We start from the raw sequence: 16,381 nt of genomic DNA, 5'->3' as shown, positions 1-16,381 counted from the left end.
CTCTTCCATCTTCTCGGGGGCGTCTTTCTTGGCGGCCTTGTCTTCGGCGGCGAGGGTGTGGTGTTGCATGGTCGGGGGTCCGGGTTAAGGGCGATACCTTACCGCGAGATGCGGGAGCGGGTTGAATATGGGTTCAAGGGTCAGGCGTCGCCCAGGCGGCGCCACCAGGCGACGCTGCCGATGACGAACAGCGTGGCGAAGCAACTGGTGCTCCAGACGACCGTGCGCACCAGCCGGCGCATCGGGTAGCCGGGCAGCGTGTCGGGCGTAAGGGCCCAGGCGGACTGTGCGCCGACCGCGAGCGCCACCGCCAGGCAGGCCCACAGCACGCGGGCGCGCCGCGGGTCCGGCGCTTCCGTGCGGTCGGGCTGCCGGCGCACCACCCGGGCGTAGGCGACGGCAAGGACCAGCGCGCCGGCCACGGTGCTCAGGTGCTGCAGCAGCCGGGCGACCGTCAGCGGCCGGCCCAGGAAGGTCAGCAGCGGCTGGGCCAGCCAGGGCAGCAGGTCGGTGAGTGGCGGCACGGGGTGGGTGAAGAGGTCCCACAGCAGGTGGGTTGCCGCGCCGAGCAGGATGGAGAGCACGGCGACCGCCCAGCGCGCGACGGCCGCTCGCGGCGGCGGCTGTAGCTCACCGCGCACCAACGACCGGTGAGGCTCGGGCAGCAGCACGGTCAGCGGGCGCGGCCACCGCAGCATGAGGCCCAACAACAGCAGGCCGGCCGGCAGACAGACGGTCAGGACCCCCATCGGCGTGTGGCAGAAGGCGCGCCAGGGGCCGTGCATGCCGACGTAGTAGCTCAGGTCGGGGGCCATGGCCCCCAGGATCAGGCCGGGAAACGAGAGCCAGCGGGGGCAGAGAGACCGCAGGGGCAGGACGGCTGCGGGGTGGGCGAAGGTCCAGGGCATGGTGGGGTTGTCAACAGCACACAAGAGCACCGTCGTGCATGCTGCACGATGCGTGCCCGACGGGTGGCTGGGCGTTCTACGGCCGCACCGGCGTCCTGTAGAACCACCGTCGCGCCCCTTTGGGCTCGAACGGCTTCCACTCGCCATCCAGCTGTGCCAAGCGGTCCGCCAGCGCATACAGCGCGATCGGGTTCACGCCCAGGCCGATGTGGCTGGCCTGCACCTCGATGTTCTCGGCCAGCGGCGAGGGCGCGTTGACGCTGCAGCGCCAGGCGACGACGCCATCGCTCTTGGAGTAGATGGAGGTCGTCGGCACCGGCGGTGCCTGGCGGATCTGTTCCATCAGCTCCGGGTCGTTGGACGCATGGCCACTGACCATCTCGAAGAAGCGCCAGGCGTTGGTGGCGCGCGGATGGCCGGTGAAGGGCGTGCCCAGCGTGACGACGCAGCGCGCCAGTTCCGGGCATTCCTTGGCCAGCTCGCGGGCATAGATGCCGCCCAGGCTCCAGCCGATCAGGCTGACCTTGCGGCCGTGCCGCCGGTGCAGCTCGATGAGGTCGGCCTTGGTCTGCTCCAGCACGCCGGCGCGTGGGCCGAAGTTGAAGCCCTGGCCCCAACCCTGGGTCGCGTAGCCCAGCGAGTCGAGCATGGCGCGCAGCGGTGCCGTGGTGAAGTCGTGCGCACCGAGGCCGGGGAAGACGAGCACCGGGTGGCCGTCGCCATGTGGCAGCTTCTTCATCCACGGCATGGTGGCCAGCAGGGCCGCGTACTCCCAGGGCGCGCGGCCCTCCAGCATCAGCAGCCAGGCGTTGGGTGCGCGCAAGTCGGACCAGTCGGGATGAGGGGTGGTAGGGGTCTGGTGCCAGTGTGAGAAACGTGGCGAGCGGGAGGCGGGCATGCGGAAAGCGGGGAACGGGCAGGCCCGGCGATGTTAGCCAGCTGTCGCCTGTTTCCGGGGCGTGCTTGCCCGGGGCTGGGGTGTCGCGTTGGTGACGTCAGCGGGGCGAATCGCCAGGGGCTTGCCGGACGCGCTCCACCTGCTGCTGCAGCTTTTCATTGCCCTGTGCCCAGAAGCGGAAATTGCCCGGGACGAAGCGATGCGGGTTGTCCGCGTCCTTCCGGATATTCCAGCTCGCGTGGATCAGCGGCGCGTAGAGCGCCAGCAGCGGGAAGCCGATCACCAGGCGCAACCATCCGGTCGCGAAGAGCTGCACGCAAATGAGGGTGGCGAAGATACTGACGGTGAGCCAGCCGGGCAGCTGCACCGCGTGGCGGTCGCGCAGCGGCGTGTCGCAGTGTGGGCACTGCAGCCGCATAGTCGTGGGCCGCCACCATGGCACCTTGGGCGGCCAGGGCACAGGCGCAAGTGCAGCGAACCTTTCTTGGCAATGCGGACAGATGTATTTGCCAGGCGGCATGGCTGTCGCGGCGGTCAGCTCGGCCTCGCAACGTGCGCACACGGCATCTGCGGACGGCAGCGCCGATCCACAGCCTTGGCAGACGGCATCGCTCACGCGCTCATGTGGCCTTGGCCGGGCGCCGCTTGGCTGGCGCCGCCGCCTTCTTCGCCACCGTCTTCTTGGCGGCGACCTTCTTGGCCGGTGCCTTCTTCACCACTGGCACCGGCTCAGGCTCGACAACCTCCGCTACCGGCAGCGCCTGGAACTCCATGAACGCCGCCTCGACGTACGCCGACAGCTCCGCCGTCTCCGGCAAGGCCTCGCCGCAGGCCATCAGGCCGATGTCCAGGGACTGGTTGTAGGTCTGCACCGTCACGTTCAGCGCCAGGCCGTGCACGGCAATCGACGTGGGGTAGTTGGTCAGCATCTTGGCGCCGGCCAGATACAGCGGCAGCTGTGGCCCGGGCACGTTGGAGATGACGACGTTGGCGACGACGGGCAGCTTCTCGGCCACCTTGGCGCGGCCGTAGAGCATGGCGCCGGCCTGCATCAGCCATGGGATGCCCAAGGAGGGGAAGTCGGTCGGCATCAGGCTCTTGAGCTGGCTCATCTGCGCCTTCATGGCCTTGCTGGAGGCCATCACATGGGCCAGGCGCTCGCTCGGGTCGCTCAGGTGCGTGCCCAGGCTCATGAAGGTCATGGTGGCTTGGTTGTTGGACGTGGTGTCGCCGGCAGCGCGTGTGGACACGGGCACGGCGGCGATCAGGCTCTTGCGCGGCAGCGGGCCGTGCTTGGCGAAGTAGCGCCGCAGCGCGCCGCCAATGACGAAGAGCACCGCGTCGTTGACGCTGGCGTGGTGGCGTTTGCGGGTGCGGTGCAGTTCGGCCAGCGGCAGGGTCACGCCCGAGAAAGAGCGGGTGTCAGACAGGCTGACGTTGAAGCGCGTGCGTGGCGCCGGCCCCAGGCTGGAGACGGCTGTCTTGCCGCGCACCACCGCCGTCGTCTGGGCGGCCACGTCGCCCAGCAGCGTGCGCAGCTTGTCGATGGAGGCGCCGGCCGCGGCGCCGCCCGCGTAGCCCATGGCCATGTTGCCGAGGATGTTGGCGGCGCTGGGCAGGGAGCGGGCCAGCTTGACGGTCTGCTTCCATTGCTGCGACACGGCGGCGCGCAGCATGCCGACGGTGCCGAGCTGGCCGCGCTTTTTGCCGCGCGCGGCGATGGCGTCGATGGCACGCGGCTCCGGGCTCAGGTCGAGGATGACCTGAGCCAGCGCGACGGCGGCCTGGCCGTCCACGGCGGCGTGGTGGAGCTGGGTGTACAGGGCCACATGCTGCTGGCCGTCGGGGCCCGGCTCCAGGCCAGTGAAGACATGGAACYTCCACAGCGGCCGGCTGCGGTCCAGCAGCACGGGGTGCAGGGCACCGACCTGCGCCTCCAGGTTAGCCATGCCGCTGCCTTCAGGGAGCGGGATCTCGACGATGTGCTCCTCGAGATCGGGGTCGGCATCCACCCAGCCCGGATTGGACAGGCCCAGCGGCATCGCAACCAGGCGGCGGCGCAGGGCCGGCAGCAGCGGCATGCGCGCCCGCATGTGCTCGCGCAGGTCTTCGACGTAGTCACCGTCGTAGCCGACAGGCAGCTCCAGCAGGTGCAGGGCGCCGACATGCATCGGCATCTGCGGCGTTTCCAGGTAGAGGAAGCTGGCGTCGAGGCCGGCGAGCTGTTTCATCGGGCTGTCTCCTGGTGTATTTATCCCACCCCCTACGGCCTGACGGCCGCCCCCTCAAGGGGGCACTGCCGACGGCCCGGCAAAGCCGGTTCCGTGGCAGTCACTGGAGGCGTCGGCCCAAGGGCCTCTTTCATTCCTCCGGCACGAAGATCCAGAGGAGGACGTACAGGAGTATGCCGCTGCCGAAGGCCAGGAAGAGCACCGTGAAGATCAGGCGCCAGACCCAGGAATCCAGCCCGGTCGTGCGGGCGATGCCGCCGCAGACGCCGCCGACCCAGCGGTCGATGCGGGCGCGGCGCAGGCCGTTGACGGCGCCGACGTTGGGGCCTGCCGCACTGCCTTGGCTCGCCCTGGCCTGGCCGCTGAGCAAGCGGGCCTTGGCGCGGGCGAACTCCTCGTCGTTGAGCACACCGCGTGCATGCAGATCGGCCAGCTTGTTGAGTTCTTCTGCGTCGTTCATCTTGGGGCTCCTTTCGGGGTTGATGGGACGAAGCCTAGCGGCCTGGCGCGTGCAGGCCAGCGTGTTGCGACAGTCGGTCGAATCTGCGGGACGCGCCCGCGGAAATCAATGGACAGGCTGCTTTGCTGGATCGATATCCACGAACTGCCAGAAGTCCTGCCAGAACAGCGGGCGGCGGAAACCGCTCATCCAGGGCTGCTCGATGTCGGTCAGGATGCGGTGGGCATGCACCTTGTAGGGCATGTAGGTCACGGCGATGCGCTTGGCCTCCTTGAACAGGGCCTCGCGCTCGGGGCCGTCAGGCATGGCCTGCATGCGGTCGTAGATCTCGTCGAAGCGCGCGTTCTTGAAGCGCGGCAGGTTCTGCGTGCCCGAAGCGGGGCCGTAGAGGCGCTGCATGGCCTCCTGGCCGTCCGACGAGGCCGCCGTCGAGCCCACCGGCCACATCTGGTACTTGCCGGCCTGCGCGGCCTTCATGTTCTCGGGCCACTGCTGGATCTTGACCTGCAGCCGGATGCCAACGGCGCGCAGGGCCTTCTCCCATAGCTCGTCGATGGCGCGGTTGAGCGAGTTGGGCTCGGTGTTGCGCGTGAGGATCAGCGGGCTGCCATCGGGCAGGTCCCGCCAGCCATCGCCGTCCTTGTCGACGTAGCCATACATGTCCAGCAGCGCCTTGGCGCGCGCCGGGTCGTAGTCGCTCATCTCGCTCTTGAACGCGGGGTCGTAGCCGCTGGTGTTGGGCACGATGGGCGCCTGGGCCGGCGTCCCTTGGCCGCGGCGCGCGCTCTTGATTTCCTTGCGCACATCGAAGGCCAGCGAGATCGCACGGCGCAGCGCGATTTTGTCGGGCGTCATGCCGCCGATGACCGGGTCTTCGAGGTTGAAGCAGGTCAGCGTCATGTCGGGCGCCAGCGTGAACACGGCCTGCATGCCGCGCTTGGCCAGGTTGGGTGCGAGCTTGCCGCCCGGCGCGGCCTGGGTGATGAATTCCTCGGGCACCTTCTCGATGAAGTCGTGCTCGTTGTTCAGGAAGGCCAGCCAGCGCGGCTGGTTCTCAACGATGACATCGACGACGACGCGGTCGATCATCGGGATGCGGCGGCCCTTGAACCGCGCGTAGATCGCCTGGGCTTCGGCGTCGCCCGGCGCGGGCTGGGCTTCGTAGTGACGCTCGCGGTAGTCGGGGTTGCGCTCGAACACCATCTGCGAGCTGCGCCGCCACTCCTTGAGCATGAAGGGGCCGGTGCCGACCGGGTGCTCCATGATCTTGTCGCCGTAGAACTCGACCACCTCGCGGGCCACCGCGCCGTAGAGGTCATTGCCGGCAAAGATGGATTCAATCAGACGCGGACGCGGGCCATTGGTCTTGATCTGCAGCGTGTAGCGGTCCAGCGCGCGCACGCCGGCGATCTCGGTGTCGTAGGAGAAGGGCTGCTTGGTCTTGAGGGCCTTGTCGCGCGCCGCGCCCAGGCCGGTGATGTCCTGATCCTCGTAGCTCGTCCAGGCCTGGGCGTTGGTGGCCGGGTCGGCAAAGCGCTTGATGCTGTAGACGAAATCCGCGGCCGTGACCTCGCGCTTTTTGCCCTTGAAGGCCGGGTCGTCGGCGAAGTAGATGCCCGGCTTGACCTTCATCGTGAAGGTCCGGAAGTCGGCGCTGATCTCGGGCTCGCCGACGGCGATCAGCGGCATCAGCCGCGTCGGCCTTGCCAGCGGGTCGAAGGCATACAGCGTCTCGAAGATGTGGGCGGTGATGCTGCGCGAATAGATGTCCGCCAGGCGCGGCGGGTCGAAGCCGGTCTCGGCGATCTTGAAGGCATAGCGCAGCGTCTTGACCGGCTCGGCCGCGTGTGCAGATTGGGCCGGGGTGAGCAGGGACAGGCAGGCGGTGAGCAGGGCGAGGAGGTGTTTCATCACTTGGCCTTGGGCGTGGCGCTACGGTCGACGTCGATGTACTTCCAGAAGTCGCGCACGAAGATGTTGCGGCTGTAGCCGCGCACCCAGGGCTGGGCCATGTCGGTCCAGATGCGGTGGACGTGGAATTTATAGGGTGCGTAGGCCACCATCAGGCGCTGGGCCTCCTGCATGGCAGCCCGGCGCTCGAGGCCGTCGGGCAGGGCCTTCTGGCGGTCGTAGAGGGCTTCGAAGGCAGGCAGATCGAAGCGGGCCTTGTTGGCATTGCCTTTGGACTTGCTGGAACCCAGCGCCAGGAAGGTATCGCCATCGGGCGTCGTGCCCACCCAGCCGACGCCCCACATCTGCAACTTGCCGGCGTTGGCGGCCTTGAGCTGCTCGGGCCATTTGGCGATCTTGAAGACCATGTGCACGCCCAGCGCCTCCATGTTTTTCTGCCACTGCTCGGCGAGCTGGCGGAAGGTGCTGTCGGGCGAAGTGGCGTACTCCAGCAACAGCGGCTTGCCGTCGGGCTGGTCGCGCCAGCCGTCGCCGTCCTTGTCGGTGTAGCCGTAGAGGTCGAGCAGAGCCTTGGCCTTGGCGGGGTCGAACTCGCTCATCTCCGTCTTCATTGCCGGGTCATGGCCGAAGGCGACCGCCGGGATGCCGTTCTGGCTTTTGACGGCCTGGCCGCGGCGCACGAGGCGGATCTCCTTGTCCAGGTCCACGGCCAGATTGATGGCGCGGCGCAGCGCGATCTTGTCGGGCGTATAGCCACCGACGACCGGGTCTTCCATGTTGAAGTAGGACACCGCGACGTCGGCGCGCGGGTAGCGCGTCATGGACAGGCCCTGCTTGACGAGATTGGGGGCGAGATGGTTGTTGGGCATCGCGATGCTGGCGAACTCGGGCGGCACCTCCTCGATGACGTCGAACTCACCGCGCAGGAAAGCCAGCCAGCGGGGTTGCGCCTCCTCGATGATGTCGATTTCGACGCGGTCCACCATCGGCAGCTTGCGGCCCTGCAGCGCCGCCACCTCGCCTTTCACGCGCGGGTCGGCCTCGGGAGGGGTGGTCTCGGCGTAACGAACGTCGCGGAAGTTCGGGTTCTTCTCCAGCACGATGCGCGAGCTGCGCCGCCATTCGGCCAGCCGGAAGGCATTGGTGCCAACCGGATGCTCCATGATCTTGTCGCCGTAGAACTCGACGACCTCGCGCGCCACGGCGCCGAGGAAGCCGGCATCACTGAACTGGTAGATGAAGCGCGGGTCCCCGACGCCCAGCTTGACCTGGAAGGTGTAGCGGTCCAGCACCTTCAGGCCCTCGACCTCGCGGTCGTAGTCGAAGGGCTTCTTGGCCTTCATGAGCTCGCGGCGCAGCTCCGACAGGCCCATGATCTTGGCGTTCTCCAGCAGGTAGAGGTTGCCGCTCTTGAGCTTGGGGTCGTAGTGGCGCTTGATCGAGTAGACGTAGTCGGCCGCGACCAGTTCGCGCTTGGCGCCCTTGAAGGCCGGGTCATCGCAGAAGAGGATGCCGGGCTGGACTCGGAAGGTGAGCGTCTTGAAGTCGGCGCTGATCTCGGGCATCTCCGTCAGCGTGGCCGGGCGCAGCTTGAAGGGGCGGGCGCCGAAGTCGTACTCCAGCGGCGCGTCCAGGATGCCCGCCACGACCGCCTTGGAGTAGGTGTCGGTGATCTGGGCAGGGTCAAAGCCGGTCTCGGCGGACTTGAAGGCGTAGCGCAGCACCTTTTCTTGTGCCGGACTCTGGGCCTGGGCAGCTTGGAGAGCGCAGGCCAGCAGCAGGGCGGTCAGCAGGGAGGGAAGCTTCATCGCAACGTGCGCGGGGTGGCAGGAAAGTCGCGGAGTCTAGTGAAACCGTCAACGCAAAGCCGAAGGTGACTCGCATAGACTCCGCCCCGTTCTCTCGTGTAACCCCGCACCCACGGCGGGGTTTGTGGTTTCTGGAGCCCTGAATGGCGGCCTATCTGATCCGACGCCTGTGGCAGATGATCCCGACCCTGCTCGGTGTCGTGCTGCTGGTGTTCTTCCTCTTCAAGTACTTCGGCAGCGACCCGGCCATCATCCTCGGCGGCCTGAACGCCAGCCCGGAGCAGATCGAGTCCATCCGCGAGCAGCTCGGGCTGAACAAGCCGGTCTGGGAGCAGCTGTGGATCTTCATCAAGCAGATCGTCAGCTTCGACTGGGGCAAGAGCTGGGCGACCAACGAATCGGTCGCCAACCTGTTCGCCACCCGGCTGCCGGCCACGCTGACGGTGACGCTGCCCATCCTCATCCTCGAGGTGATGCTGGCCATCCCCTTCGCGCTGGCCGTGGCGACCGTGCGCGGCAGCCTGACCGACCGCACGGTGATGATCTGCACGACTGTGGCCGTGTCCATCTCGCTGCTGGTCTACGTCATCCTGGCGCAGTACCTTTTCGCCTTCCGCCTGGGTTGGTTCCCCGTGCAGGGCTGGACGAGCAGCCACTGGACCAACCTGACCACCTACGCGCCGCTGCCGGTGCTGGTCGCCGTGGCCGTGTCGATGGCGCCGCAGATCCGGCTGTACCGCAGCTTCTTCCTCGACGAGATCGGCCACGACTATGTSCGCACCGCGCGCGCCAAGGGCATGACCGAGGGCACGGTGCTGCTCAAGCATGTGCTGCGCAACGCGATGATTCCCATCCTGACCAATGTGTCCGTGCTGCTGCCTGGCGTGTTGGTCGGGTCATTCCTGATCGAGGTGTTCTTCTCCATCCCGGGCCTCGGCCGTGAGCTGCTGCTGGCCGTGAACCGTGGCGACTATCCCGTGATCCAGGCCTTTGCCATCTACCTCGCCGCACTGACGATGACCGTCAACCTTGTCGTCGACCTGCTCTACAAGATGGTCGACCCGCGCGTGGTGCTGAAATGACCGCGGTCTCCAACTCCTCCGGCCCGGTCCGGGCGGCGGAATCTTCGAGCGGCGGCGTCTGGGCCGCCGCGTGGCGGCGCCTCAAGACCGACCGCGTCGGCGTCGTGTCGATGTGGGTCGTCGGTGCCTTCCTCGTCCTGGTGCTGCTGGCGGCCACCAAGCTGCTGGCCTCGGGCTGGCAGCAGGAGGTCGGCGTGCCCAACGCGCCGCCCACGCTGCTCGGGCCCCAGCCGCAGGAAGACACCGGCACCATCGCCACACCCAAGGGCCCCAACGTCGACCTGTCCGACATCGACCCGCTGGCGCCGCGCTACGCCGAGTGGGCGGAGCGCGCCAAGGCCTTCAAGACCGAGGAGGCGCCCAGGGCCGAGACCCTGCCGCTGGGCGGCGACCGCCTGGGCCGCGACGTGCTGGCCAAGGTCATCAAGGGGGCCGAGGTGTCTATCGTCGTCGGCCTGGCGGCGGCCCTCGTCGCGACGCTGATCGGCACCGTGCTGGGCGCCATCTCGGGCTTCTTCGGCGGCAAGGTCGGCGACCTGCTGGAGTGGGTCTACAACGTCTTCACCGCCATCCCCAGCATCTTGCTGATCTTCGCTTTCGCGGCCATCTTCCCGCGCGGCGTCGGCGCGGTCGTCTCGATCCTGGCGCTGACGGGCTGGACGGGCATCTACCGCCTCATCCGCGCCGAATTCATGAAGCATCGCGTGCGCGAGTACGTGCGCTCGGCCGAGGCCATCGGCGCCTCGCAGGCCTCGCGCATGTTCAAGCACATCCTGCCCAATGTGTCGCACGTGGCGCTGGTGCAGCTGTCGCTGCACGTCGTCAGCTTCATCAAGAGCGAGGTCATCCTGAGCTACCTCGGCCTGGGCGTCGGCGTCGACCAGGTGTCCTGGGGCACCATGCTGGCCGAGGCACAGAACGAAATGATCCTCGGCTATTGGTGGCAGCTGGCCGCCGTGACGGCCTGCATGGCCGTTTTCGTCACCGCGTTCGCACTGTTCACCGACGCGCTGCGCGATGCGCTGGACCCGAAGCTGCGAGGCCTGGAATGAAACAGATGCCCCCACGCTTCACTTTGTTCGCTGCCCCCCGAGGGGGCGCGGCCTGCCCTTGGGGCGGCCCGGCGGGAGGCCAGCCATGCTGCTAAGCATCCAAGATCTCAAAGTCGCCTTTCGCATGGGCAAGCAGAACGGCGCCATGCAGCGCACGCTCGCCGTCAAGGGCGTCAGCTTCGACGTGCCGGAGAACAGCACCGTGGCGCTGGTCGGCGAGTCGGGCTCGGGCAAGAGCGTCACGGCCATGTCCGTGCTCAACCTGCTGCCCAGCAATGCCGAGCGCGAAGGGCGCATCCTGTTCCAGGGCCGCGACCTGCTGCAGGCTTCCCTGCGCGATCTGCAGGCCATCCGCGGCCGCGACATCGCCTGCGTCTTCCAGGACCCGATGAGCTCGCTGAACCCGGTCTTCGACGTGGCCACGCAGATCTGCGAGCCGCTGATGAAGCACATGGGCATGAGCCGCCGCCAGGCCCTGGTGCGTGCCGAGGAGCTGCTCAACGAGGTCGGCATCCCCGAGCCCAAGCGGCGCCTGAAGGCCTATCCGCACGAGATGTCCGGCGGTCAGCAGCAGCGCGTGATGATCGCCGTGGCCCTGGCCTGCAGCCCGAAGCTGCTGATCGCCGACGAGCCGACGACGGCGCTGGACGTGACCATCCAGCGCCAGGTCATGGAGCTGATGGCGCGGCTCAAGGAGAGCCACAAGATGAGCCTGCTCTTCATCTCCCACGACCTCGGCGTCGTCGGCGAGATCTCGGACCAGGTCGTCGTCATGCGCCACGGCCAGGTGCGCGAGAACGCACCGGTGGCGCAGATCTTCAACGACCCGCAGGACGCCTACACCAAGGCCCTGCTGGCCTGCCGGCCGTCGCTGACGGAGAACCCGGCGCGGCTGATGGTCATCGACGACCACATCGCCGGCCGGGCGGCAAGCAACGACGCGAAGGTGAAGGACGACAGCGCGCCCGTCATCATGGAAGTGACCGGCCTGCAGAAAAGCTTCTGGCTCAAGGACGGCCTGTTCGGCAAGCGCGAGTTCAAGGCCGTCAAGGGCGTCAACTTCAAGCTGCGCAAGGGCCACACGCTGGGCGTGGTCGGCGAGTCGGGCTCGGGCAAGACGACCATGGGCCTGACGCTGCTGCGCCTGCATGAGCCCACCGGCGGCCAGGTGCTGTTCGAAGGCAAGGACCTCTTGAAGATGAGCGGTGCCGACTGGCAGCAGATGCGCCGCCGCATCCAGGTCGTGTTCCAGAACCCCTATGCCTCGCTGAACCCGCGCTTCACCATCGGCCAGACGCTGCGCGAGCCGATGGAGATCCACGGCATCGGCACCAGCACCGCCGACCGCGAGGCCCGTGCCGTCGCCCTGTTGAAGAAGGTGGGCCTGGACGAGAGCGCAATGGCCAAGTACCCGCACGAGTTCTCGGGCGGCCAGCGCCAGCGCATCGCCATCGCGCGCTGCCTGACGCTGCAGCCCGAGGTGCTGGTACTGGACGAGGCGGTGTCGGCGCTGGACGTGTCGGTGCAGGCCCAGGTGCTCAACCTGCTGAAGGACCTGCAGGACGAATTCGGCCTGAGCTACATCTTCATCAGCCACGACCTGGCCGTCGTCAAGTTCATCTCCGACGAGGTGCTGGTGATGCAGAACGGCGACGTTGTCGAGCAGGCACCCACGCGCGAGATCATCCAGGCCCCGCGTGAGGATTACACGCGCCGCCTGCTTGGCGCGGTGCCGCGCGGATATCAGGGGCCCGGCGCCCGACCGGCCTAGCCTGGCGATTCTTACGGTTGCGTGTAATTTCAACGGTCTCTGACGTGGGATCCGCAACAGCCAGGCCGAACCGCGCTGAAATCAGCAGCGCGGCCCGGCAAGCCCGGCCGCCAACCGTTTCGATGCATCAATCCCTGGCTTCACGATCGACGCTGTGCGCGGCGCTGGCCGCATTGGCATTGCTGTGCGCCTGCTCGCCCAGCGAGGGTCCCGGTGCGCCCGCCTCCGCCGCATCGAACGTGCCGGACGAAGGCCTGGCCCATGACCTCGAACGCATCGAGCGCGCTGCCCGCGCCAAGCCCGCGGCGCTGGAGCAGGAGCTGCGGGTCCGCGGCGAAAAGCTGCCAGCCGGCAGCGCCGCCGAGCTGGACGTTCTGGCCCTGCGTGGCCTGCTCGCCGCCTATGCACGCGACCGGGCGCTGACCGACCAGATCACCCAGCGCCTGCGCGACTGGCCAGCCGGTGAACTGCGCGCCGCGGCCGCCGTCGCAGCCGCCAGCACCAGCGCCGAATACCTGCGCTCCCACGGCGACCTGCGCGAGGCGCGCAAGACGCTGCTGGCTGTGGACGCCGCCCAGCTCAATGCCGCCGCGCCCGTGTTCCGCTGGCGCTACCACCACCAGCTCATGGCCATCGCCAGCGATTCGGGTGAACTCGACCTGTCGCTGAACCAGGGCCACGCTGCCCAGCGCCTGGCCGAACAGATCGGCCGGCCCTGGCGCGTGGCGTTGACGCTGGTGGACCTGGCCTTCACGTCCAGCCGTGCGGACACGCCGGCGCGCGCCCGCCAGCTCATCGGCCAGGCGCTCACCRAGGCCCAGAAGGACCCGGACCCGATGACGCTGAACCAGGTCTACACGATGCGTGGCATCGTCTACGCCGAGGACAGTGACTCCAGCATCACGCTACAGGCCAATTCGGATGCGCTGGAACAGGCCACGCGCGCTGGTGCCGACTCGGTGCGCGCCCTGGGCCTGGCCAACTTCGCCGACTATCACCTGCGCCAGGGCCACCCGGCGCGGGCGCTGGAACTCGCCGAGCAGGCGCTGCCGCTGGCGCGCGCGACGCGCAACATCAGCGCCGAAAGCGTCGCCCGCTCCAACATCGGCCTGGCCAAGATCGCCATGGGCCGCATCGCCGAGGGCCGCGACGACGTGCGCGCCGGCATCACGCTGGACGAACAGCAGGGCGCCATGTCCTACGCCTCCGCCGGCTGGCAGGAGCTCGCGGGTTATCTGGAACGCGCCGGCGACCTGGCCGGCGCCATCGCCGCCTACCGCGAGCATCGCCGCATGGACGAGCGCGTGCTGCGCGACGAGACCCGCAAGCTGCTGCTGGAGGCCCAGGAGCGCCAGGACGCCGAGCAGCGCGCGCGCGACATCGAACTGCTCAACCGCGACAACGCCCTCAAGGCCGAGCAGGTCCACCAGCGCAACCTGGCGCTGACGCTGTGGTCGGCCATGGGCGGCTGCGTGCTGGTGTCGCTGGGCCTGCTCTGGCAGGCCTTCCGCCGCGTGCGTCGCACCAACGAGGCRCTGGCCCACAGCAATGCCTCGCTGAAGCGCCAGAGCGAGACCGACCCCTTGACCGGCCTGGCCAACCGCCGCCACTTCCAGGCCGCGATCAAGACCCTGGCCAGCGGCGAGGGTCTGGCGGCCAGTCTCTTCCTCATCGACATCGACCACTTCAAGCGCATCAACGACAGCTTCGGCCATGCCGCCGGTGACACCGTCCTCATCGAGATTGCCGAGCGGCTGCGCCAGGCCGTGCGCGACGACGACCTCATCGTGCGCTGGGGCGGCGAGGAATTCCTTATCGTGGCACGCAGCCACGACGGCATGCTGGCGAACCAACTGGCCCAGCGTCTGCTCGACCTGGTCGGCAGCAAGCCTGTTCTGTATGAGGGCCGTGAGGTGACTGTCACGGCCTCCATCGGCTTCGTCAGCCTGCCGGTGGCGCCGCACGGGCTGCGCCTGTCCTGGGAACGCGCCATCGACCTCGTCGACACCGTCATGTACCTGGCCAAGGCGCATGGCCGCAACAAGGCCTATGGCGTCGAGCGCATTCATGCCGAGGATGCCCTGGCCGCGGCGCAGTTGACGGCCCGGCTGGAGGCCGCCTGGGCCGAGGGCCTGGTGGGCCTGCAGGCCCTCAGCGGCCCGGCCCGCGCGGCCGACAGCGGCTTCCATCCCGACGCCGCCAGCCGGCCGGCCAACGCATGAGAACCATTGCGTTGCTGCTGATGATGCTGGCTTCGGGCTTCGCGACCGCAGCACCGGTCACGGCGCCCGACCCGGTGGCCGAGGACACCCTGCTGGCCAACATCACCCGCCGCGCCTTCGATGCGCCCGAGGCCATGCTGGCCGAGCTGCAGCAGCGCTGGCCCACCCATGCCGAGCCCGGCCAGCCGCGCGAGGCCGCCTGGCTGATGGCACGGGGCCGTGTGCTGCTGGCTGCCGGCCAGGCCGGGGCGGCCGATGCCGTTGCCGTGCAACTGATGGGCCGCGAGGACGGCGTCGACCGCAGCTGGGTGCTGCGTGCCCTGGCTCAGGAACGTACCGGCAGATCCGCCACGGCCCTGGCTGCCCGGGCCCTGGCGGGCCTGGACAAACGCTGCCCCGTCGGCGATGAGGTGCGTGCCGTGCGCGAGCAGGGCTGCGACTTCCGCAGCGCCTGGGAGGCCCTGCGCATCCTGCAGCGCGAGCAATACGCCCAGGGCGCCTTCGCCGTCGCCGAGGCCAGCATCAGGCGAGCCCTGGCCCTGGCCCGTGCCGGCGATGACAAGCATCTGACCGCCCTCAGCCACGGCATGCTGGCGGTGGCGCAGCAGGCCCAGGACCGCATGGACGCCGCGCGAGCCGAGCTGCGTGCCGCCGCGGCCGAGGCCGCGGGCGACCTCGTGGCTGGCGCCCGCGTGCGCAACTACGAGGCCGCGGTCGAGCGCCGCGCCCGCGACATGGCGGCTTCGCGCAGCGCCGTCGAGGCCGCGCTGTTGCTGGCCGAGCAGGCCGATGCGCCCCACCTGGCCGCGCAACTGCGCTCCAACCTGGTCGACTCCTACATGCATCTGGGCATGGCCAAGGAGGCATTGGTCGCCGGGCAGCGTGCCATGCCGGTGCTGCAGCGCTTTGGCGACCGCTTTTACGAGCGCAGCCTGCACCACAACCTGGCCGTGGCCCACATCAAGCTGCGCCAGTTCGACCAGGCCCGCCAGGAGCTCGCCAAGGTCGGCGAGTTCGGCACCGACCCGGCCGACCTGGTGCCGCGCGCCCGCGAGCTGCGTGAGCTGGGCGACACCTGGGGCGAAGCGGGCCAGTACAAGGAGGCGCTGGCGGCCCTGCATGCCGAGCGGGATCTCAACACCCGCGCCAACGAGCGCAACCGCGCCGCGGCGCTGGAGGAGCTGGGCCGCAAATACGACAGCGCCGCCAAGCAGCGCGACCTCGACCTGCTGGCCCGCGACGGCCAGCTCAAGGACCAGCAGATCTCCAACCAGCAGCTCGCGCAGCAGGTCGGCTTCGCCATCGGCGCGCTGCTGCTGCTGTCCGTCGCCCTCATCGGCGTGACGCTGGTGCGCATGCGCCGCGCCCAGGCGCGCCTCACGGCCAACCAGAGCCTGTTGCGGGCCCAGAGCGAACGCGATCCGCTGACGGACCTGTCCAACCGGCGCCACTTCCTGGCCGTCATGGACCAGAGCGCCCGCGACGCCAAGGGCGAGGGCTTTGTCGGCGCGCTGATGATGATCGACATCGACCACTTCAAGAACGTCAACGACTGGCACGGCCACGCGGCCGGCGATGCCGTCATCGTCGAGGTGGCACGCCGCATCCGCGCCGCCGTGCGCGATACCGATCTCGTGGTGCGCTGGGGCGGCGAGGAGTTCCTCGTCTTCGCGCCCGCGCTGCCCGGCGACGACCTCGCGCTGATGGCCGAGCGCGTCCTGCGCGGCATCGGCAGCCAGCCGATCGAGACCGCCGAGGGCCCGCTGCGCATCACGGTGTCGATCGGATTCGCGAGCTTCCCCCTCGGCGGCGCGGCCGGCGCGGGCCTGCGCCTGCATTGGGAGCAGGCCGTCAACTGGGCCGACATGGTGCTGTACCAGGCCAAGGCCGAGGGTCGCAACCGTGGTGTCGGCATCAGTGCCGTCGAGGCCCCCAACGCCCATGCGTTGGCCGCCGTGCTGCAGGACTTCGACGCCGCCTGCATGAATGGCCAGGTCAAGCTCAGGCAGCTGCCCGGACCGGTGCAGCCATGAGCGTC

General features: G+C 68.7%; 12 protein-coding genes. 5 read left to right on the top strand and 7 right to left on the bottom strand.

Annotated elements, in window-relative coordinates; translation table 11 throughout:
• Positions 1–140: 140 nt before the first annotated feature.
• From AC1DU6_RS00520 to AC1DU6_RS00490, 7 genes are all read right to left on the bottom strand, one after another.
• Complete coding sequence (locus AC1DU6_RS00520; RefSeq protein WP_457324301.1) at positions 141–908, bottom strand: DUF4184 family protein; 768 nt, start codon at positions 906–908, stop codon at positions 141–143.
• 76 nt (positions 909–984) lie between these two features.
• The gene (locus AC1DU6_RS00515; RefSeq protein WP_477855832.1) at positions 985–1,731 is read right to left on the bottom strand and encodes an esterase/lipase family protein; all 747 of its coding nucleotides are present in this window, start codon (positions 1,729–1,731) and stop codon (positions 985–987) included.
• A 172-nt stretch (positions 1,732–1,903) separates the two neighbouring features.
• Complete coding sequence (locus AC1DU6_RS00510; protein WP_457324299.1) at positions 1,904–2,422, bottom strand: hypothetical protein; 519 nt, start codon at positions 2,420–2,422, stop codon at positions 1,904–1,906.
• 4 nt (positions 2,423–2,426) lie between these two features.
• On the bottom strand, positions 2,427–4,037 hold the full coding sequence (locus AC1DU6_RS00505) for a wax ester/triacylglycerol synthase family O-acyltransferase (RefSeq protein ID WP_477855829.1): 1,611 nt from the start codon (positions 4,035–4,037) through the stop codon (positions 2,427–2,429).
• Positions 4,038–4,167: 130 nt separating this feature from the next.
• Entirely contained in the window at positions 4,168–4,497 is a 330-nt protein-coding gene (locus tag AC1DU6_RS00500; protein ID WP_457324297.1) for a PspC domain-containing protein, read from the bottom strand.
• Between the two features lie 105 nt (positions 4,498–4,602).
• Positions 4,603–6,408: an ABC transporter substrate-binding protein gene (locus AC1DU6_RS00495; protein WP_477855827.1), complete on the bottom strand. Its 1,806-nt coding sequence runs from the start codon at positions 6,406–6,408 to the stop codon at positions 4,603–4,605.
• Positions 6,408–8,216, bottom strand: a complete 1,809-nt coding sequence (locus AC1DU6_RS00490; RefSeq protein WP_457351320.1) for an ABC transporter substrate-binding protein — start codon at positions 8,214–8,216, stop codon at positions 6,408–6,410. The genes AC1DU6_RS00495 and AC1DU6_RS00490 overlap by 1 nt, the downstream gene beginning before the upstream one ends.
• Before the next feature lie 143 nt (positions 8,217–8,359).
• Here AC1DU6_RS00490 and AC1DU6_RS00485 point away from each other — a divergent pair, with 143 nt between their 5' ends.
• From AC1DU6_RS00485 to AC1DU6_RS00465, 5 genes are all read left to right on the top strand, one after another.
• Complete coding sequence (locus AC1DU6_RS00485; protein WP_457351318.1) at positions 8,360–9,298, top strand: ABC transporter permease; 939 nt, start codon at positions 8,360–8,362, stop codon at positions 9,296–9,298.
• A complete protein-coding gene (locus AC1DU6_RS00480) occupies positions 9,295–10,350 on the top strand; it encodes an ABC transporter permease (protein WP_477855824.1) in 1,056 nt (351 codons plus the stop codon). The genes AC1DU6_RS00485 and AC1DU6_RS00480 overlap by 4 nt, the downstream gene beginning before the upstream one ends.
• A gap of 85 nt (positions 10,351–10,435) precedes the next feature.
• A complete protein-coding gene (locus AC1DU6_RS00475) occupies positions 10,436–12,121 on the top strand; it encodes an ABC transporter ATP-binding protein (RefSeq protein WP_457351314.1) in 1,686 nt (561 codons plus the stop codon).
• Between the two features lie 122 nt (positions 12,122–12,243).
• Positions 12,244–14,343: a GGDEF domain-containing protein gene (locus AC1DU6_RS00470; protein ID WP_477855822.1), complete on the top strand. Its 2,100-nt coding sequence runs from the start codon at positions 12,244–12,246 to the stop codon at positions 14,341–14,343.
• Complete coding sequence (locus tag AC1DU6_RS00465) at positions 14,340–16,376, top strand: GGDEF domain-containing protein (protein WP_477855820.1); 2,037 nt, start codon at positions 14,340–14,342, stop codon at positions 16,374–16,376. Before AC1DU6_RS00470 ends, AC1DU6_RS00465 begins: the two co-directional genes overlap by 4 nt.
• Positions 16,377–16,381: the final 5 nt, after the last annotated feature.

The organism is Roseateles sp. P5_B10 (genome assembly GCF_056400485.1).
The sequence above is the reverse complement of the archived record's forward strand: the minus strand, read 5'-3'. Positions and strand labels throughout refer to the sequence as shown.

Bases quoted from the DNA above. Each gene is read 5' to 3' on its own strand.
- AC1DU6_RS00495 (WP_477855827.1), bottom strand. From the start codon at position 6,408: ATGAAACACCTCCTCGCCCTGCTCACCGCCTGCCTGTCCCTGCTCACC.
- AC1DU6_RS00500 (WP_457324297.1), bottom strand. From the start codon at position 4,497: ATGAACGACGCAGAAGAACTCAACAAGCTGGCCGATCTGCATGCACGC.
- AC1DU6_RS00520 (WP_457324301.1), bottom strand. From the start codon at position 908: ATGCCCTGGACCTTCGCCCACCCCGCAGCCGTCCTGCCCCTGCGGTCT.
- AC1DU6_RS00490 (WP_457351320.1), bottom strand. From the start codon at position 8,216: ATGAAGCTTCCCTCCCTGCTGACCGCCCTGCTGCTGGCCTGCGCTCTC.
- AC1DU6_RS00480 (WP_477855824.1), top strand. From the start codon at position 9,295: ATGACCGCGGTCTCCAACTCCTCCGGCCCGGTCCGGGCGGCGGAATCT.
- AC1DU6_RS00465 (WP_477855820.1), top strand. From the start codon at position 14,340: ATGAGAACCATTGCGTTGCTGCTGATGATGCTGGCTTCGGGCTTCGCG.
- AC1DU6_RS00475 (WP_457351314.1), top strand. From the start codon at position 10,436: ATGCTGCTAAGCATCCAAGATCTCAAAGTCGCCTTTCGCATGGGCAAG.